At 50.4% G+C, this 20071-nt stretch carries 17 protein-coding genes; all 17 read right to left on the bottom strand.

Annotated elements, in window-relative coordinates:
* Nucleotides 1-12 precede the first annotated feature (12 nt).
* A complete protein-coding gene (locus AC1DWB_RS03850) occupies nt 13-573 on the bottom strand; it encodes a DUF1700 domain-containing protein (protein ID WP_477539708.1) in 561 nt (186 codons plus the stop codon).
* Complete coding sequence (locus AC1DWB_RS03845) at nt 570-914, bottom strand: PadR family transcriptional regulator (RefSeq protein WP_477539707.1); 345 nt, start codon at nt 912-914, stop codon at nt 570-572. The genes AC1DWB_RS03850 and AC1DWB_RS03845 overlap by 4 nt, the downstream gene beginning before the upstream one ends.
* 172 nt (nt 915-1086) lie before the next feature.
* Nucleotides 1087-1722: a hypothetical protein gene (locus AC1DWB_RS03840; protein ID WP_477539706.1), complete on the bottom strand. Its 636-nt coding sequence runs from the start codon at nt 1720-1722 to the stop codon at nt 1087-1089.
* Between the two features lie 75 nt (nt 1723-1797).
* Nucleotides 1798-2247 (bottom strand): YdeI/OmpD-associated family protein, encoded by a 450-nt coding sequence (locus tag AC1DWB_RS03835; protein WP_477539705.1) that lies wholly within the window; start codon nt 2245-2247, stop codon nt 1798-1800.
* 138 nt (nt 2248-2385) lie between these two features.
* A complete protein-coding gene (locus tag AC1DWB_RS03830) occupies nt 2386-3231 on the bottom strand; it encodes a sugar phosphate isomerase/epimerase family protein (RefSeq protein WP_477539704.1) in 846 nt (281 codons plus the stop codon).
* 18 nt (nt 3232-3249) lie between these two features.
* The gene (locus AC1DWB_RS03825; protein ID WP_477539703.1) at nt 3250-4062 is read right to left on the bottom strand and encodes a carbohydrate ABC transporter permease; all 813 of its coding nucleotides are present in this window, start codon (nt 4060-4062) and stop codon (nt 3250-3252) included.
* Between the two features lie 19 nt (nt 4063-4081).
* Entirely contained in the window at nt 4082-4924 is an 843-nt protein-coding gene (locus AC1DWB_RS03820; RefSeq protein WP_477539763.1) for a carbohydrate ABC transporter permease, read from the bottom strand.
* A gap of 156 nt (nt 4925-5080) precedes the next feature.
* Nucleotides 5081-6409 carry an ABC transporter substrate-binding protein gene (locus AC1DWB_RS03815; protein ID WP_477539702.1) on the bottom strand — a complete coding sequence of 443 codons (1329 nt, stop codon included), beginning with the start codon at nt 6407-6409 and terminating at the stop codon, nt 5081-5083.
* A 121-nt stretch (nt 6410-6530) separates the two neighbouring features.
* Nucleotides 6531-7328: an HAD-IIA family hydrolase gene (locus AC1DWB_RS03810; RefSeq protein ID WP_477539701.1), complete on the bottom strand. Its 798-nt coding sequence runs from the start codon at nt 7326-7328 to the stop codon at nt 6531-6533.
* 303 nt (nt 7329-7631) lie between these two features.
* The gene (locus AC1DWB_RS03805) at nt 7632-13754 is read right to left on the bottom strand and encodes a glycerophosphodiester phosphodiesterase family protein (protein ID WP_477539700.1); all 6123 of its coding nucleotides are present in this window, start codon (nt 13752-13754) and stop codon (nt 7632-7634) included.
* Between the two features lie 347 nt (nt 13755-14101).
* Entirely contained in the window at nt 14102-14665 is a 564-nt protein-coding gene (locus AC1DWB_RS03800; protein ID WP_477539699.1) for a glycerol-3-phosphate responsive antiterminator, read from the bottom strand.
* Between the two features lie 71 nt (nt 14666-14736).
* Nucleotides 14737-15645 (bottom strand): response regulator, encoded by a 909-nt coding sequence (locus AC1DWB_RS03795; protein ID WP_477539762.1) that lies wholly within the window; start codon nt 15643-15645, stop codon nt 14737-14739.
* Entirely contained in the window at nt 15620-16906 is a 1287-nt protein-coding gene (locus tag AC1DWB_RS03790) for a sensor histidine kinase (RefSeq protein ID WP_477539698.1), read from the bottom strand. The genes AC1DWB_RS03795 and AC1DWB_RS03790 overlap by 26 nt, the downstream gene beginning before the upstream one ends.
* 88 nt (nt 16907-16994) lie before the next feature.
* Nucleotides 16995-17645: an amino acid ABC transporter permease gene (locus AC1DWB_RS03785; protein ID WP_477539697.1), complete on the bottom strand. Its 651-nt coding sequence runs from the start codon at nt 17643-17645 to the stop codon at nt 16995-16997.
* A gap of 13 nt (nt 17646-17658) precedes the next feature.
* A complete protein-coding gene (locus AC1DWB_RS03780; protein ID WP_477539696.1) occupies nt 17659-18312 on the bottom strand; it encodes an amino acid ABC transporter permease in 654 nt (217 codons plus the stop codon).
* A gap of 65 nt (nt 18313-18377) precedes the next feature.
* Complete coding sequence (locus AC1DWB_RS03775) at nt 18378-19220, bottom strand: glutamate ABC transporter substrate-binding protein (RefSeq protein WP_477539695.1); 843 nt, start codon at nt 19218-19220, stop codon at nt 18378-18380.
* 37 nt (nt 19221-19257) lie between these two features.
* Nucleotides 19258-19986 carry an amino acid ABC transporter ATP-binding protein gene (locus tag AC1DWB_RS03770; RefSeq protein ID WP_477539694.1) on the bottom strand — a complete coding sequence of 243 codons (729 nt, stop codon included), beginning with the start codon at nt 19984-19986 and terminating at the stop codon, nt 19258-19260.
* Nucleotides 19987-20071: the final 85 nt, after the last annotated feature.

Genomic DNA, 20071 nt, shown 5'->3' with positions numbered 1-20071 from the left:
TACGGATTGAATTCAATGACGATTTCCCGGCAATACAGCCCTGTATCGAGCGGACAGAAACTCCATGTATTTCCGCAAATATTTCCAACTGACATACGCAATACCTCCAACGATACTTCCAACGACTAGAGAAAACACCATACTGTATTCCGTCGGCACTTCAATTCCCGGCCCGATATTCATAGTAATCCAGGTTACGCCGAACGATCGAATAATACCGGCAATAAGAATTAATACGGTGCAGAAGCCGAACCCATAGGCGATCGTCGCCAGCACCGGGATGACCATCACGCTCAAGAGTCCCGTCGTGCAGTAAAACCCAATCCATGCGAGTACATCCTTGATCTTATGAACGGATACTCCTCCTATGAAATGTTCGCTTCTGTAGGCTCTGGCCAGCTTCCGCGGGTCCCCGAGCCGATTGAGAATAGCCGCCTCCAGTTGGCCGTTCGCGATGCCTTCGGCTATATGGCTCTCGATCTCCCGAACAGCATCCAACCGTTCTTCATCCGGCAGCTTCACCAAATATCCATTCAACTTCTCCAGGTAGGCTCTCCCTAGTGGGCTAATCATCCTATATCTCCTCCGTACAATTGAATTTGTCCAACAGCTCCGCTTATTTTATCCCACTCTACGGCCATCATCTCCACCATACGTCTCCCAGAGGCAGTCAAGCTATAATACTTCCGTGGAGGCCCGGATTCGGATTCCTTCCAGAACGATTCAATAACCTTGTCCTTAAGCAGCCGACGAAGAAGCGGATATAGAGTCCCCTCCGTAACAGCTAGCGGCTCCCATTGTTCAAGTAGCGTCACAAGCTCATAGCCATATCGTGGTGCCTTACCGATAAGCTGCAAGATGCATAACTCCAATATTCCCCGACGTACCTGAGAAGTCCATTCCGACATATCCATCGATTCGACCGTCCTTTCACTACTATGTTATCACTTAGTACTATGCTTTGCAAGGTACCTGGCGTACAATGTTTTCATTCATCCCTTATAACGAAAAACATGCTGCCGAGCGGCAGCATGTAAGGTATAGTCTATGAATGGTATTTCCAATCGAACAATCATTTCAGTCAAGTTACAGGAGCTGTTCCATCTGCAGCCATAATTGTTGACCCTCCGGTGCATTCTCCCATGTGTGGAAATGAGGCAGCATGACCTCATGCCAATTCGAAGGCGAATTGTCCGTAGAGAGAAGTCCCTTCCGTTTCGATTCGCTCACAACAGTCGGCAACTCGTAGTAGGAGAACAGAAAAGCACCATGTGATCCAATCATATACGTTTTATTGAAGCTATCCGGTGTTTCCTCCTGCTTCTGGAAGTGGTAGTATATATAGCTTGCCACCATATCAGGCTTGAGTCTTGCCATTGAGCCGATCCGCTTGTCCACCGTACGATCTCTCCGCCACGTAATCGGGTCAACCGGAACTCCATCATGGAATATGTCGAGCATCGGTACCGATAGACTGTGCTTGTGTACCCCCGGCCATTCCTCCAACCATTCGCCATATGAAGCCGGCCATGTCCACGCGTATTCATCGACCGCCGTTTCTATATAGATGCACAGGACTGGGTCACTGACGAAGAGAGAGAAGGCTAGTACTCCTTCGGATTCCAATCGGGTGCGCAGCTGCTCTTCGTCTTGCTGGAGTGCGGAGCGAAAGTCGCCCAACGCATCGGTCTTCAATTGCGAATAATACATGTACCTCTTCATCACATGCCCTCCTTAGTTGAACCGGGAACTGTTCCTTCTGATCATTGGATACACGCCTACATACGCAAACCTAGATTACTGGGTTCGACCCTCTCTCAGCTGACTCATCACTTTGTCGATCCTTCGTTGCCGGGTCTCGGCTGCCTTGGCTTCTTCGATGGAGAGTACAATCCGCAGCTTGTTACTGTAAGACAGCGATTCAAAATAGTTTTTGGCAGCAACGTCTTGATCCAGCACGTCGGCGAAATCGGACGGCACGGTAACTTCGCGAGGCTCCGTATCGAGCACGATGTCTACATCGACCTCATCTCCGGCGGCGACACTGGCACCCGTCCGGTGCTCTGAACTGACAGGGATCATGAACCGTCCTCCCATAGATGCAACTGTGCTGCGGTACGTGTAGTCCCCTATGGTGACTCGGACTGCTGGCTTTTTACTTGACCCAAGGCTGGACACCACATCATCCGGAACCCGTATTCCCGTTGCTGACTTGCCGCTAAGCAGGATCGTGGTACGAAATTTCATACAAGAGCCTCCTCCAATATTCTATCTTCCCTCATAAAGATTATAGAGGATGACCCTGTATTTTCCAATACGCAATCATTAAGACCACCCTCCACGGAAACCCGTGAAGGGTGGTCTTTCATCCAGGTTTCTCCTACCTTACGCGAACAACTTCCCGACCGAATGATGCTGATTCAGCCAATCCGCCGAGGCAAGCGCGTCAGGCATATTACGCATCTCCAGCACCAAGACGCCCGAGTAACCGAACTGCTGCAGGGTAGCAACCAGTTGTTCCAATGGCACGCTCCCTGTGCCGAGCTGTAAATGATCATCATGTTCACCATGATTGTCACTTAGATGCACACTGATCACTTCCGCCATCACACATTGAAGCGACAGCAGGCATTGCCCCTCGCCTATCAAGTGGGCATGGCCGGCATCGAACACGATGCGGATGCGCGGCTTTGCCACCAACCGAAGGACGTGTTCCAGGAATTCAGTATCCACACCCAACAGTCCCGGATAGGGTGGAACATTCTCCAAGGCAATAACTACCTCTGACCCGTCGGTCGCTTGCAAGACTGCCTGCAGAAAAGCCGCTACCCGCTGTGCCGCCTCATCAGGAAGCGCCAAGCTGCCGCTCTCACCGTCAAGCTCTCCGGCGTGCAGCACAATGTAGGTACAATCGAGGTATTCCGCGATCTGCATCGTCCGCAGAAGCAACTCTTGCGAAGCGCGGACCGAATTGGCATCCGTTGCAGCCGGGTTACACCCCGTAATCGGAGCATGGATCGTCCAACGAATCCCGTTCACTTCCCCCACTTGCTTCAACCATGCTAGACGATCCTCCGACCAATCGAGCAGTTCGTCGTGCCGCCCTTCGCCCATGATCTCAATCGCTTTCCAGCCTTCCTCGATCAATTGGAGGACGGCGTCCTGCAGAGGGATCTCCAATAAGGCATATGTGGATATGGAGCAGTCGTTGCGCACAGACATGTTAGTCATCCTGGCTCCCCCTGTCATTTATTTAATTCCTGAATGGATAAAGCTGTTGATGAACTGACGTTGGAACAACAGAAACCCGATCATCAGAGGGGCAATCACGAGCAGCGTCGCCGCGCTAACTTCCGTCCACTGTGCGCCAATCTCGAACGACTGGGCGAAGATCGCGAGTCCAACGGTAAGCGGGCGGTTTTCCACAGAATTCGTGACGATGAGCGGCCATAAGAAGTTATTCCAATGATAGCTGACCGACACTAAGCCGAAGGCGATATAGGATGGGCGGGAGAGTGGAAAATAGATTTTCCACATAATCTGCCATTTGGAGTAGCCTTCCATGACAGCCGCTTCATCAAGCTCGGGCGGAATTGTCTTGAACATTTGCCTCAATAGGAACACACCGAAAGCCGAAGCAAAATATGGAATCATCACACCGAGCTTCGTGTCGAGCAGCGACAGCTCCTTCAGCACGTTATAGTTAGGGAAGATCAGGACGTCAGCTGGCACCATGATCTGGACGAGAAACAGCATGAACAGCACATTTTTCCCGCGAAACTCCACTCTTGCAAAGGCAAATGCCGCCATTGTGGCCGTTAGCATCTGAACCACGAACACGCAGACGACAATTATCACCGTATTGACGTAATACTGCGCGAATGGGGCCGCCGCCCAGACCTTCTGGAAATTATCCAGCGTGAACTCTAAGGAAAACGACGACGATAGCGCAATCTGTCTGGGACGGAACGCGGTAACTGTCATCCATACAAGCGGTACGAGCCACATTGCAGCCCATATATATAGAAGCCATTGGCTTATTTTCAACGTTTTATTGCGCATAGGATCGCCTTTCTTCCCATCAATGATAGTGAATTCGTTTATCCAACCCGAAGAAGTTCAACACAGCGAACAAGAGAAGCACTGCGATCATAACGACCGTTAAAGTGGAAGCTAACCCTTGATCCCAGAAACTGAAGGCCGTCTCGTAAATGTAATAGAGAAGTAGATTGCTGGCATTGTTCGGTCCGCCCTTCGTCATAATGACCAGATGATCGACGAGCTTGAAGGAGTTCGTCAGAGCCACAATCGTCACGAACAGCGTCGTCGGCATCAGCAGCGGAAATGTGATTCGGCGGAATACGGTCCAACGTCCCACCCCGTCCACTTGCGCCGCTTCATAAAGATCCGGTGAAATGTTCTGCAGCCCGGCCAAGTAAAAGATCATGAAATACCCGGCTTCCTTCCAGATAATCATGAAGATCATCGCCCACATCACAGCCTGCGGAGATCCAAGCCAGTTGATATCGGATAGGCTAACCGAGTGCATCACCCTGCTGAGCAGTCCATATTGAGGCGTATAGATGAACAGCCATACATTGGCAGCCGCAATCATCGGAATCAACGTTGGATAGAAGAAGGCCGTACGCAGGAAGTTCGTCCCCCGCAGCGCTTTATTAGCATAGACGGCCATCAGTAGGGCAAGCGCCATAGAAGTCGGTACCGTACCGAGCGCAAACCATAGATTGTTGGACATCACCTTCCAGAAGATCGCGTCATCCAACAGATGAATGTAATTGTCGAACCCAACGAATATCGGCACAGGTGTCGCCAAATCCGCTTGATACAGACTGAGGCGAATCGTACGGGCAATCGGGTAAAAGGTGAACAGGAACAAAAAAAGAAGTGATGGGAGAAGCAGCATCCAGGCAAAAACGTTAGTTCTCCATTGCAGAATCGATTTTCGAAACCCCAAAACGTGAACCTCCCAGCAAAAGTTGTTGATTCCGAGATAGCCTTGGCTGCGGCAGCTCATAGTCAAGTGCCGCAGCCTCGCTTCTCTTTACATTTGGTTGTTTATTTACTTGTTAAATGGAGCCAATGCTTTATCCGCTTCTTCCTGCGCTTTTTGCAAAGCTTCCGCCGGTGCCAGACTGCCGGTCAGGACGGCCTGGACTTGATCGCTTAACGCTTTTACCACTTTGCCGTTATTATGCGTGGACATCTCGGCTGCCGCATATTGAAGCTGGTCGCGGGCAACAAGAGCGGCCGGGAATTCAGCGGCATACTTCTTCATCGTCTCAGTCTCATATGCGGACTTCTTCACGGCAACATAACCTGTATCGATACTCCATTGGGCAGCGCGCTCGGTTTCGGTCATGAACTTGACGAATTTCCAGGCCGCCTCCTGCTTCTTCTTATCGATATCCTTGAAGATATAGAAGTTGCCGCCGCCGGTCGGACTGCCGAAGTTTTTGTTCTTCGGAAGGAAGCTGACGCCGAAATCGAATTTGGCATTTTTCTTCACATTGGTCAAGTTACCCGTCGTGTGGTACATCATCGCCGTCTTGCCTTCCAGGAAGTCCGAAGGCACCGTTCCCCACTCGGTAACCCCTAGTGGACTCACCTTTTCTTTCTTGGCCAGATCCATCCAATATTGGAGCCCTTCCACATTTTCCGGCGTATTGAACATGACCTTTTTACCGTCCTCAGTCATCAGGTTTTTACCATTTTGCAAGGCGAACGTTTGCAGCATCCAGTAGGCGTAGCCTGATACCGGAATTTCCAGGCCCCAAGTCCCGTCCTTGGTCAGCTTTTTGGCGTAGTCCTTCATTTCATCCCATGTTTGCGGAGCTTTGTTCGGGTCAAGCCCAGCCTTTTTGAACAAATCCTTGTTGTAGTAAAGTAGGATGGTGCTGCGTTGAAACGGAATGCTGTATGTTTTGCCGCCCGTTTGGGAGTTCGCCATGAAGGCTGGGTAGAAGTCTGCCAAATACTTGTCCCCGCCTTCCTTAGCGATGAACTCGTCGAGCGGAATAATCGCATTCATGTCGAGCAGACTGAACAGCTCCGTCGATTGAAGCACCGCGACATCCGGAGGATTCTTGCCTTGAACACCTGCTTGCGTCTTGATGGCTGTATCTGCGTAGCTGCCCGTGTATACCGGCTTGACGGTAATGTTGGGATTCTGCTTCGTGAATTCTTGCGCCATCCCTTCGATCGTAGCCGTTAGAGGCCCGCCTACTGCGATCGGATAATAGAAGGATAACTCTACTTTCTCTTCCTTGGCTGCAGTCGGTGAAGCGGTCGGACTTGATGCGGCAGGCTGCTCGGTTGGAGTCTTGGCGCAGCCCAGCATGATGGAGAAGCATAAAGCGAGACAAGTCATTTTCGTGGTAAGGGAACGCATGGGATTCTCTCCTTCGGGATATGGGTGTTGTTGTCTGATTGACACGCTCTTCCTGTCTACTATAGCAAGCGTATGTGTTCCTGGGATTTCGGCAGTGTCAAGCCGGGGTAAACTCGTATAGTTATGACTTAGCAGCTAGTTGTAGCAGTTCRTCCAGTGAGGACCATATATAATCCGGCTGTACGGGGTACCGCTCGGCATCGTGCTTCGTCGCGACCCCCGTTAGGACCAAGGCCGTGTACAGGCCGTTGTTGTGTCCGAACAGAATGTCCGTCTCCAGCCGGTCACCTACCATTAAGCACTGATGACCGGATAGGCCGGTCCATTCCAGTACTTTAGCGCCATAATACGCCGACGGCTTGCCGATGATCACCTCTGTTTCCATGCAGCAGGCCGTTTCGATCGCCTTCACCATCGACCAGGTGTCTGGAATCATGTCATCTTCCACGGGACAATACGGATCTGGGTTGGCCGCGATCAAGGCAGCCCCGTTGCGTACAGCCTTCATCGCTTGATGCAGCTTGTTATAGTCAAAATGCAAGTCCATCCCGACCAGTACATGAGTCGCTGCGTAAGGGTCCGATGTGTGCTCAACTCCTTTCTCCTCCAATTCATACACCATGGCCGGTTCCCCAACTACAAGCACTACCGGATCCTTTGCCTGTTCCTTGAAATACACCGCCGCGGTATATGAGGCTGTCACAATTTCATTCAGCTCGGCTTCCATCCCCAACTTGTGCAGGCGGTCCTTGCATTCCGCGCGTGTACGTGTGGTCGTGTTGCTGAGGAACCGCACCTGTTTCCCCTTCTTACGCAAATAAGCAAGTGTTTCCGAGACACCGGGAAGCAACCGTTCACCAAGCAAAACCGTTCCATCCAAATCAAAAAAATAACCTTCCAGTTCCATTACATCCGGCAAACTTCGAGCAGCTCCCTTCTAGAGAAAACAACAAAAAACCCTTTTACCCATCAAATAGAAGCGGCACGCCTGAATAAGGCTCCTCTATCTGGTGCATAAAAGGGTTTTCTCCTGGTCTCATACCCTTTATATATTCGGTTGTTTATCTCAACTCTTACTTTACCAGCCTAGTGTTAACGGGGTATCAAGCACATGTAAAGATTTTGTAAGGATCTGCAGGCATTCTGAATGCTTTAACTTTCTGGTAACGTCAGAATAGTCCGCCCAAGCTTTACGCCTGAGCGGACTATTGAATGGAGCCGGTTAGTTAATGAATTTCGCTTTGCTTAAGAATCGCATCAAGATCACGGCAGATTGAGCACGTGTGGCTTTACTGCTGGAATTAAGTGTATCTGCGGTCATCCCATTGACAAGGCCTGCATCGATCGCAGCGGCAATCTCCGCACGGGCCCAACTAATTTGGTTAGCATCTTTATACTTGCTAAGAATGTCGTCCTGCTTGGGTTTGGAAACCTTCGCCTCCATGTTAACATAGGCCAAGGCACGAATCATCATCGCCGCTTGCTCTTCGCGTGTGATGGACTGATTCGGGCGGAATGTTCCATCCTCGTAGCCGCTGATCACACCTGCAGCTACTGCTGCTGTCACATCACCGGCATACCAATCCGAGGAAGCAACATCATGGAAGCCAGCATTCGGAGTAGTCTCAGGAGTTAACCCTAACGCACGGACAAGCATCGCCGTGAATTCCGCACGCGTAATATTGCGGTCGCCCTCGAATCGGCTGTCACTGACACCCTCTACCACGAGCTTGTTGGCCARCAGTTCCACTTCCGCCCGGGCCCAATGATTAGCCATATCTGCAAAGCTTTTGTTATTCTCAACTACCGTATAAATACTGTTGCCGTTTCGTTTCATCGTTGCGGTAGTTTTGCCGTCTTTCGTCTCAAATACGGTTGGGACGAATCGAAGCTGCTTCGACTCTGGAATATATTGCACGCCGGTCGCTTTGTTCGGATTCACCGCTTTATGGATAATAAGATCACGGGAAACATAAGTCGAACCGAACGAGACTGTAACCGATTTGCTGTCTTTGCTTATCGCCTGCACTTCGAACTCTACCGCGTCAGCAACAACTTCGCCGCCTGCCGCATGCACTGCGCCACCGACTGCGGCAGCTTCATTGCCGCTTAACTTCTTCATCGTAATGGTGATCGACAAGTCGTTCACATCAACTTGAAGCTGTCGTGCCAAATCTTCGAGCTTCAATACGGACAAAGGTAAGTGATACGTGGCGTCGCCACTCACCAGCACAAGACTGTTATCTTGTTTCCGACTCGGTTCCAACAGCACCACAGCAGATATTTCCAGCTTCTCCCCTGACATACTCACTGCAACCTGGGATGCGGACTCGAATGATTTCTTAAGGGCAGCCTCATCCACTTTTCCGTCTTTGGCAGTGATTGGGTCTTTGCCTTTACCGGGAACGGTTGGTTTACCATCGTTCGGACCGGGATTTGTTCCAGGATTCGTTCCAGGATTCGTTCCTGGATTCGTTCCTGGATTCGTTCCTGGATTTGTTCCTGGATTTGTGCCGGGATTCGTACCAGGATCAGGATTTGTCCCAGGATCAGGGTTTGTACCTGGACCCTCGACCACAGTCGTCACCTTCGTGCTTGGACCATCGTTGCTCCATTTCCCGGCTTGATTACCCGCCTGCACGGTGAACGTGTACTCCGTACCTGCAATCAGTCCGCTCACTTCATAGCTAGTAATGTTGCCTGTGACTTGACTGATTTCTTTATTGCCTTGATACACGCGATACTCGGTTACACCATCTTTATCGCTCGCTCCGGACCATGTTAATGTCAATCCAGTTTGCGTAATCTTAGAAGCTTCCAGCTTGCCGTCCGTCCATACAGGGTTGACAGCTTCTGGCTGTTCTGTCGTCACCTTCGTGCTCGGACCATCGTTGCTCCATTTCCCGGCTTGATTACCTGCCTGTACGGTGAACGTGTACTCCGTACCCGCAGTCAGTCCGCTCACTTCATAGCTAGTAACACTGCCTGTGACTTGACCGATCTCTTTATTGCCTTGATACACGCGATACTCGGTTACGCCATCTTTATCGCTGGCTCCGGACCATGTTAATGTCAATCCAGTTTGTGTAATCTTAGAAGCTTCCAGCTTACCTTCCGTCCATACAGGATTGACAGCTTCTGGTTGTTCGGGGTCCTTACCTTTTACTACCAGCACGACCGGCTTCGTGTATATATCGTACTTGTTGTTGGCATCGATGACGGTCGTGTAACGGAGTAAGGCGTGCGCTGTCCCCGGCTTCTTGCCCGTGACCTTGTTCCCATTCACTTCCACTGCATCTTGTCCGTCAATCAGCACGAGATCAGGTACAACGGTTGCCTTCTTGCCTTCTGCGTAGCTTTCCACGATGGCCGACAAGGTTACGCTCTCCTCTTTGGCGATCTCATACTTGTCTTGTTCTGGCTTAATCGACGCTGCCCAATCGGAAGCCCACAAGGCAAAATCGGTTGTGATCCCATAAGCACCAAGCTTAAAAAATTGTATAAAGTCGTTTTTGTTATTAAACGTCCACGGTGAAATGATGATCCCGCGGTGCTTCGAAGCTTCCATGAATTTTTTGCCTACTCCGCCGTAGCTCGTATTATATGTGACATTCATAGGCTGAACCAACTTAAGCGTATCTCTGAGCGATTTGTTAACATTGGCTTCATTGGCGTAACCGCCGGTCAACAAGCCTGACGGCATCTCCGGCATCAGAGAAGCCAAACGCTTCAACTGATTGGAATCGAAGGACATCGTATTGATCACGTCCTCAGCCCCCATATCCTTGATCAGCTTGACAAAGGCGTCCACCGCGGCAGGCGTATTCGTCTTGATCTCGGCAAATACCATTTTGCCTTTTTGTTTGGCCAGCTCGATTTGCTCATCCAATGTCGGAATCGGCAAGCTCGGATATTTCGTTTTGTGCGTCTGATTCGCATCAAGCAACCGCAATTCCTCATATGTGTAGCTTTCTACAAGTCCGGTTCCATTGGTAGTACCATCCAACGTGAAATCGTGCACGATGACCAGACGGCCGTCTTTGGTAAGGAAAATATCATTTTCAATGAAATCGGCACCCGCTTCGAGGCCCAGCTTATTACTTACGATCGTATTCTCCGGTGCGCCGTCCATCGTGCCTCCAGCTGGCATCCCTCTATGACCGATAATGTAAGGCTTACGAACCAAGGTTGTCTGGTTGGCGTACACTTTGTATGCATCAAATGCTACGTTCGGGGAGTCGGTTACAATCCCGTTCGCTCCGGATGCAATCAGATTATGAATAGAAAGGCTCTTCTCTGCTTGTTTCGCTTCTTCCTTCGTCCATACTACGATCACCCGCTGTTGCAAGTAAGACACATTTTCTCGGGATGCCGCACTTTGAGGCAGCAAAGCAATTTTGGCCAAGCTAGTTGTTGTTTTCCTGCGGATATTCAGCATGTCATCCGGGGACAACTTCTTCTCCCCACTAAAATCTACGATTCCTCGAATGATCGGATAAACGGTTCTAGCTCGCTTCACAAGGTCTCCGTTATCCGAGATCACGAAGGCGTCTTCCAGCCCCTTATTCTTCAACAACTCCATCAATGCGTCTACAGTTGGCTCGTCCTTCACATAGAAAGCCGGCATCATCTTGGTTCCAAGCGTAGCCAACACCGAATCCAGGCTACCGATGTCCTTATTGCCCTTGGAGTCCGTCACCTTCAGCTCGCTGTTTACATGCACGATAACCGTTGCAGGCAGAGTCGGTCCGGCTAGACTCGCTAAAGCCTCAACGCTGTTAATCTCGGTCACTACGGATGGTGCCATGGAGATTTTGGTTTCCGGCTCCGTCACATTAACGAACAAGTCTTCTGGCTTGGGCGGCATAGGAGGCAACGGATCCTGCTGCAGCGAAATCCGGATATTGTCGATCTTCATTGTACTGCCGTTCGACTGCAGCCCGATTCTACCTTTCGCATAGGCAGTGGCCATATCGGTATTGACGATCAGCTTGTCACCAATCAATTGCTCGACTCGGTTCCCGAACGTCTTGATCGTATAATGATACAGCTTCCCCGGATCAATCGCTTCGGTGTAAGAACCTTTGTCCATCACGTTCCAGCCGTTGGACGGGGTTCGCTCGGCAAATTCCACTCCATTGACCGCCGTTGCATCTTTTCTGACCGCCATCTGATAGTACGGGTAGTCGTTGTTTTGAACCCTATACATGATGGAATGCCATCTTGCCGCGTCATTTGCCGCCAGATGCGTAACGTCCGCTTCGATCTTGTAATTGCCGAATAGCCCCAGGTAATCGGGCAGCAATACTCTTGAAGGATTGTCAGGAGAAGCGCTGGCATTCAATTCGAACGCCCCGGATTTGACCGCGGCCGCACTAGCTGTAGTTCCTTCCTTGCGCGTCCAGCCTTGCGGCAATGCGCCCTCCGCAGCGGTATCGAAGTTTTCTTCATACAGCACGTATTCCTGGTCTGCAGCATTCTTAGCTACTACAAGCATCGATACAGACTGGCCATCCTTTTGCACCGTAACCGGATAAACGCCTTTTCGCTGAACATGTATCGTGCCATTGCTGAACGAGATGTCACCGCTGCTTGCGGTCCAGTTCAATTCGCTGCCCTTCAGCGTACTGGAGGAAAAATCGCTGAAATCCGCTTTGAAATTAACTGTATTCAGATCGAACGTCTGGCCGGAAACGAGCACATAGCCATCGTCATGTTTCAGCGAAGTCACCTTGGCGCCCGTTGTAGAAGGTGTTACAGTTATGGGCTGCGACACTTCCGCGTTATAGAAGATCGTCTTCACCGTAGCTTGACCGGCTTTGATCGGATAAATCTGATTTTTCACGATCTTGATGATACTCTCGTCTGAGGAGTACAGCTTCAGCCGATCACCGTATACGGATTCGGTTACTCCGTCTGAGTAGTATACACTGCCCGTCACACTCTTTGGACCGGTCAGAGCTTCCATTGTACTCGGCAGCGTCAGATTAAGTCGATCGGCCGTGATTCTCGTTACTTTCAAGTTATCGAACGACACCTTGCTCTGATCGCCCTGAAACCCGATCTTCCCGCGCTCGAGCAGATCAGCCGTAAAGCTCTTGTCGATTAGCAGCTTATAAGTCGGGTCACTCTTGGCTTTGATATATTCCTTGACGTTGTTATCGAACACTCTCACTTTCATCGTATAATCCGTGTTCAGTGTGAGCGGCTGTGACTCTCCAGTCGCCATGACCGACCAGTTGTTATCCGGCTTGCGGTAAGCTACCTCATAGGTTCCTCTTTGGCGGATCGCCATTTGATTATAAGGATTTTTACCGTTCGAGGCTCCACGGAACATAAGAGATGCCCATCTTCCGGAGTCCAGGACGCTTTCGAATTTCACATCCGCTTCAATCACATAATTGTCCCATTGAACGGGAGCCGTAATTCTGGCCTGCTTACCGGACGCTTTCCCGTCGAACAGCATTCTACCATTCCCGTATGTATCCTGTACTACCGTGAATGGATTGCTGCCAGCGTTCACATCCGAGATCCAGCCGAACGGAGTCTGCCCTGTGGTATACCCGTCGAAGTTCTCCTCCAGCAGAACAGGATTCACATTCCCTGTAACCGGATGGCTGTCCGTCAGGACAAGGGTTCCATAACCCGACGTATCGTTCCAGAAGGACATCGTGTTGAATGCGCTCCAATAACTCGATCTTTGCTTGGAAGGGTCCGTATCATACCGATCCGTAACTCCGATTTCTATCCCTAGCTCTCGTCTCAGCACGGGATCCATATTCAACATGTCCCACGGGACCGCCACTTCCAACGACCAACCCGTATTCGTGGTCTGGATCGCTCTCAAAATCTTCTTCTCGTCTTTGCCGCTATGATTGTTAAGCGCTGCACCGAAGTGGAATTCCGGTGTAGTCGTCCCCGGCTGATACACGAATCCCAGCTGCATATCGTCACTAGCATAGGGAGTGGACCGATGTTTCGCAGGATCTAGAAAAATATTGATGTTGTCCTGCTCGAACCAATAGCCCGAGCCTTTATGGATCGGAGTATCGTCATCCGACTTCACGCCGATATACAGGTACTTATGATCCCACAACAATCCGAATTTGGAGTCCTTAAAGGTACCTTCTCCCACTCGGGCGTTTAGGGGCTGCTCAATCGTCCATACGGCATCGTCCAGTTTCCCGTCAATGATTGGAGCATTTAGCGTTTTATTGATTTCCAGCGTTTTTCTTCCCGCATCCTCGGCATGCGCTTGTGACTGTAACATGTCGAATGGGAGTATTCCGAATACTAACGCGACTATAACAGTAACAACTAATGATACCTTCGAACGTTTTTTCATAGATTCCATTCCCTCCTGTGCTTGGTTTAAGGTGGCTTCAGCTATCCTACTAGTGCAGGCCGCTCCCTTCCGGAGAAAAACACAAAAAACCCTCATCCAATCAAACGAAAGTTGCACACCTATAGATAGGCGCTTTCATTAGTTGCATACAGGGTTTTCTCCTGGTCTCGTACCCTTGAGTATTCGGTTGTATCTCACATCTTCTACTTTATCAGTCCTTTGTTAACGGGACATCAACTATGCGTGAAGAATTTGTAAATTCTACCCCACAAAGTGACGAGCTCCTTCGAAGCCAATTCCTATTACTTTGCGGGGACCCCGGGACTCTTACCTCACAAAGAGACCCCCTAGGTCCATAGCCGTTTGTTGCCCATGGATACCGCACTTGCGCCCGCTTGCAGCGCCGTTTCAATCTCGGCATGATCTTGAATTAATCCGCCTGCAATGATCGGAATAGCGATGCTGTCCCGGAGCTGCGTAATGACACGCGGGATCAATCCCGGCATAATCTCTACCGCATCAGGCTCGCTTTGCTCCATATTGTGAATCCCATGCTCCAACGCAGAAGTATCAATCAGGAAGAGACGTTGGATTGCTAATAGCCCATTCTTCTTGGCATGCTTGATGAAGTGGCTTTTGGTAGAGATAATGCCTGTCGGGCGCAGACGCTCTGCAATAAACTTCATCACAATCGGATCACCGCTCAACCCAGCGATAAAATCAACATGCAGGAACACCTTTTTCCTTGCTTGCAATACTTGTTGGACATAGTCTTCTACCGTAAACAAGTCACCGATCAACAAAAACACAGCGGGCCATTCGCTGCGGCATGCCGCTTGCAAATCCTCAGCCTTGCGCACCGCCGGAATAATTCGCTTGGGTCCCCAATAATCATGCAGATCCTGCTTCAATTTCCTTCCCCCATTCCATGTATGCTCTATTCAAGGTTAACAGAGAAGTGTTATTGGAATGTTAAAAACACTCAGCTCATCTTCAATTCCAAATAAAACGCCTGAAGAAATTTTTTGACGTTCACTTTGCTGCTTGTTCCTTCCGTTTCTTGTTCCAGCTCCCGCATGCGCGTTCGCACTTCCTGAAATTCGAACAGCCGGGAAGCGTAATGCTCGAATATCGGGTTTGCGTAATCGTTCAGCCCGAGCGAAGACAGATGGGTAAGCGTCTGCAGCACCATTCGGCGCATTCGCTGCTCTAGAGCGCGAACCTCTCTTTCCGAATGTTTGTCGGGTCCCGGTTGCGTTTCCATCCGCAGCACTTGACCGTACAATTCCTTCAAGGGCGGCAATTCCCGAAGAGGTCCGTTTCGGTGTTCTTCCTCTTCCAGCCAGTGGATCAGCTTCATTAAATCTCCAGCTCCCGCCTCGCCTGCAATCCCCAACTGCAGCATCAGCGTCCCGGCCCTTTCTTCCAACGAAATCTTCGGCTGCCGCTGCGGGGGGACCGTCGCGGCAGCCCCTCCCAAAGTACTTAGCGACTGGCGGATCGAATCGATGGAACGGACGAGGGTCAAATGGTGCTCGACGCGTTTTAATACCGACAACACTTCATTACGGTTGATCGGCTTCTGGATAAAAGTGTCGACCCCTTCCTGGTAAGCTTCTCCCACGAGCTCCTTATGCTCGACTTGCGAGATCATGACGAACGTTCCGGCGTAGCCTTCCCTTCGAAGTGCTTTGATCGTCTGGATTCCATCCCGGCCCGGCATTAACAGGTCCATGAGCACGACGTCAACATCCCCCAACTGCCTAGCCGTCACATGCAAGCCGTCCGCCGCCTCACCCACGACTTCCCCCATTTTGCTTTCCGTTATCATCCGCGACAGCATTTTACGAACTGCGGCATCGTCATCAATCAGAAACAGGTTCATCTTCATCATGTTCCCCCTTGCGCATCAACTGTTGAATAGGAACTTTCAGCTCGAAGCATGCCCCATATTCCGAACCCGGGCTCAAGCTCAGGGAACCGCCCATATCCCACGCAAGATCTCTCGCATGCGTCAACCCGATGCCCGTAGAAAAATATCCTTCCGGATTGAACTTCGTGGAATAACCCGGCTCAAACACCAGCTCCCGCTCCTGCTCGGATATGCCGGGCCCATTATCGATCACGCGGAACACCAGCCATTCCTCTGCCAATTCGGCTTTTACAAGGACAGATCCGTGCGCTGGAATCGCTTCCACTGCGTTGGTCAGCAAGTTGTTCAAGATAGACAGCAGCGCATAAGTTTGATTGGTGAACAGCTGGACATCTGCTGCAAGATGAAAGGTGATCTCTTTGCCGTGTACGGCCGCATACTTCTCATTCGCTTGGACGGCCAAACCGCAAAGCTCTATGATCCCCAACCGGTCTCCGGCCATCGTAGGCTGCATCAGCTTCGACAATCCGGCAACGGTCCGCTGTAAATCTTTTTTCAACTCATGTACGTTTTCCGCCAAATGCAAGGCTTCGCTATGTTCGGGCCGTCGCTGTTCCATTAATTTCTTATACAATCTATAGCTTTCGTGCGTGAGCTTCTCGACATGTGCCATCAATTTTCGCATATAAAACGATTCCGTGTACAGACTCGAATTCAGCAAAATCAGCCTTTCCAGCTCCAACTTCCTCCACTCCCCGAGTTGACGCACTTGGCGAATGGACAGCATGTTGTACAAACCTACGACAAAAAAACTGCGCAACACGCCGGTTATGCCGATCAAGATCAATCCTCTCCATGTTAACATGACCGCATCGAGGATCAAGAATCGGACGAATAATTCCACGCAATTGGAGATCGTATCTGCAGCTGCTCCGATTAAACCAACCTGTATCGGAAACTCAGCCTGTTTGCGAATCCGGAGCAGCTTCACGGTTACAGCGAAGGACAAATAAAAGCCAAAGGTTGGAATATGGTGCAGGAAGCTTGTAGACAGATCGGCACCGCTAACTGCATCCATTCCTACACGGAACAATACGACTGATGCTCCCGTATATAGGCCCGTTGATAGCACAGGAACGGAAAACCAGAGCAGTCCGAAAAAATAAGCGACGATTCCGAGCGAGAACCGAAACGAGTCTTCGAACGGATTCAATTTCACTTCTCCGAGCAAAACCGTACTCAGCAAAATTACGATCAGGATGTGAACGCGATCCGACATGACGTATTGGAACCTCCTTACAAAAAAGAAAGTAAAAGAGATCATCCTCTCTAGGTTGCCCAAGAAATGGAGATCCCTTTCAGCCCGGTCAAACGTGCTTATTTTCAAGCTTCCTGGAAAGGACGGACAACGCGTAATTGACCGCGAAGTATATGAACGCCACCAAGATGAAGGTTGGAATGACATAATTCACGTTGCGTCCGTTAATGATTTGCGCATGATTCATCAGCTCTGGAAGCGCGATGACCACTGCCAGCGACGTATCTTTCAGCAGCGAAATAAATTGGCTGACGAGCGGGGGAACCATACGGCGCAGCGCCTGCGGAAGAACGACGAACCGCATCGTCTGGATCGAGGACAAGCCAGAAGAACGAGCTGCTTCCACCTGCCCTTTGTCGATGGAATTCAAACCGCTGCGGACAATTTCCGCCAGCATGGCCGATTCGAAGATGACCAGCGCCACGATCGCCGCATTCATCTTGCTCATCTTGATTCCGACTTCCGGAAGCGCAAAGTACGTGAAGAAAATAATCAACAGCAGCGGTAAATTCCGGATCGTCTCCACCAAGACCCCCATTAAGGCGGAGAGTACGGGAATGCGCCAATAGCGTACAATCCCCATTACAGTACCGATCAAGAAGCTGAGCGCAATCGAGATGATCGCGACTTCAAGCGTCACCCATAAGCCTTGCAGCAAAAACTTCAAATGAGAAGGAGCATAGGCGCCGATAAAATCCATGTTGGAACCCTCCTCACCGTGCTCTCGCCATGCGGCGCTCCAGATAGCGGAGACCGAAGCTGAGCGGAATGGTTAATGCCAAATAAAACAGGGCTACGAATATATACACATCGAACGTAACAAAGGTAGACGCAGAAATCAAATCGCCGTAATACATCAGATCAAGGCCAGCAACGACCCCCAACACGGATGAATTTTTGATCAAATTCAGAAATTGGTTGCCGAGCGGCGGAATCACGATTTTGACGGCTTGCGGTAAAATAATATAACGCATCACCTGGACGTAGCCGAATCCGGACGCACGTCCCGCTTCCATTTGTCCCTTGGGCACCGACTGAATGCCGGCACGTATCGTTTCAGCGATGAATGCGGCGGTGTAAATCGTCAAACCCAAGGTCCCCGCCGTAAACGGATTCAAGCGGATCCCGATCGACGGGAGCCCGACAAACATAAAGAATACGACCACAATAAGGGGGACGTTCCGGATAAATTCCACGTACACCGCCCCGACCGCGTTCAGTATCCGTATGGGAGCTATGCGCAGCACCGCAAAAACGGTACCGAGCAAGAAACTTCCGATCAATGCTAGAAGGCTCGCCTTAATTGTATTCGTAAAGCCTGCCAAATATTGGTCCCAATGATTCGTCAGGATGGAAAAATCGATCATCCCTGCCCCTCCTTTCCTGAAATATCAGACGGGATAGGCGTAGTCGCTTCCCCCGTCGGCATTAGTCACTTCTTCTGTTTTTCACCGATCCATTTCTGATAAAGCTTGTCGTACTCTCCGTTTGTTTGCATTTCTTTAATCACAGAGTTCACCAGTGCGACCAAATCCTCCTCGTTTTTGCGCATCCCAATTCCGTATGGCTCTTCAGTAAACGTCTCTTGCACAACGCGATAGTTCGGATCTTGCTTCGCCATTCCGTACAGAAGCGCGTTATCTGTCGTCAACGCATCACCTTGCCCAGCCTTAAGCGCGGTAAAGGCTTCGGCATAGTTTTCAAATTCCAGAATTGGAGCTTCCGGAGCTTTCGCTCGGATATTAGTGGTGGATGTAGACCCTTTTGCAGTAACGATTTTGGTGTTCTTGTTCAGATCGGCGAGTCCGTTGATTTTGCTATCTTTCTTCACAAGCAATGACTGTCCGGCCATGAAATAAACATCGGAAAAGTCGATTTCTTTTTTACGGTCTTCGGTGATCGTCATCGTGGCTATGATCATGTCGATTTCGCCGTTCTTCAGCATCGGAATCCGCGTTTTGGACGTGACTTCCTTCAGCTCGATTTTGGTTTCGTCGCCGAATATTTTTTTGGCGATCGCCTTCGACAGATCAATGTCGAAGCCTTCCACTTTGCCGGAAGCCGGATCCTTCAAGCCGAATAAGTTCAAATCGTACTTCACACCCACCGAAAGCTTGCCTCGCGCTTTAATCTGTTCGACGGCTCCGGCTTTCGCACCAGCGTTCGCCCCTTGCGTCGGCTCCTGCCCAGATTTCTCTCCGCCTGCGCACGCCGCAAGAGAAACGGCCATTACGGCGGTCAGCGTTATACCTGTCAGCTTTTTCATCATGTTCATGTCAATCTCCCCTTTTCGGTTAATCAATCTAAGGTTATCAATGGTTCAAAACGCGGCTTAAAAACAAACGGGCCCGTTCTTCTCTCGGATCGGCGAAAAATTCGGACGGAGCCGCTTCCTCCACGATCCTACCTTGATCCATAAACACGACGCGGTCGGCCACTTCCCGGGCAAATCCCATTTCATGGGTCACGACGACCATTGTCATCCCTTCCAGTGCAAGCGTTTTCATTACATCCAGAACTTCTCCAATCGTTTCCGGGTCGAGTGCGGACGTCGGTTCGTCGAAAAGCATAATCTTCGGCTTCATCGCGAGACCTCTGGCAATGGCTACACGCTGCTGTTGTCCGCCGGACAGCTGCCACGGATAGGCATCCGCTTTATTGGAAATGCCGACCTTTTCGAGATAGAACATCGCGGTTTCCCGCGCTTCCGCTTTGGAAACGTTCGCCACCCGAAGCGGCGCAAGGGTAATATTGCTCAGAACAGACATGTGAGGGTACAGATTGAAATGCTGAAACACCATTCCGATGTTCCGCCGGAGCAGGTTAATGTCCGTTTTGTTGTCGTTGACACGGAATCCGTCGACAATCAGCTCCCCATCCGTAACCGCTTCCAATTTATTAATGCAGCGTACGAGCGTGCTTTTTCCGGAACCGGAAGGTCCGATTACGACAACCACTTCCCCGGATTTAACCGACAAATTGATGTCCTTCAGCACATGAAATTGCCCAAAATGTTTATTGACTTGGTGAAACCGAATCATACTACCCCTCCTTCCAAGCTTTACAAACGTTGACTTAGACATATTGTATTGAGCAACCGACCGAATCCGACGAGATACGACACAA

Source organism: Paenibacillus sp. P4_E11, assembly GCF_056401635.1.
Note: the sequence above shows the minus strand (reverse complement) of the source record. Positions and strands in the feature narration are given on the sequence as shown.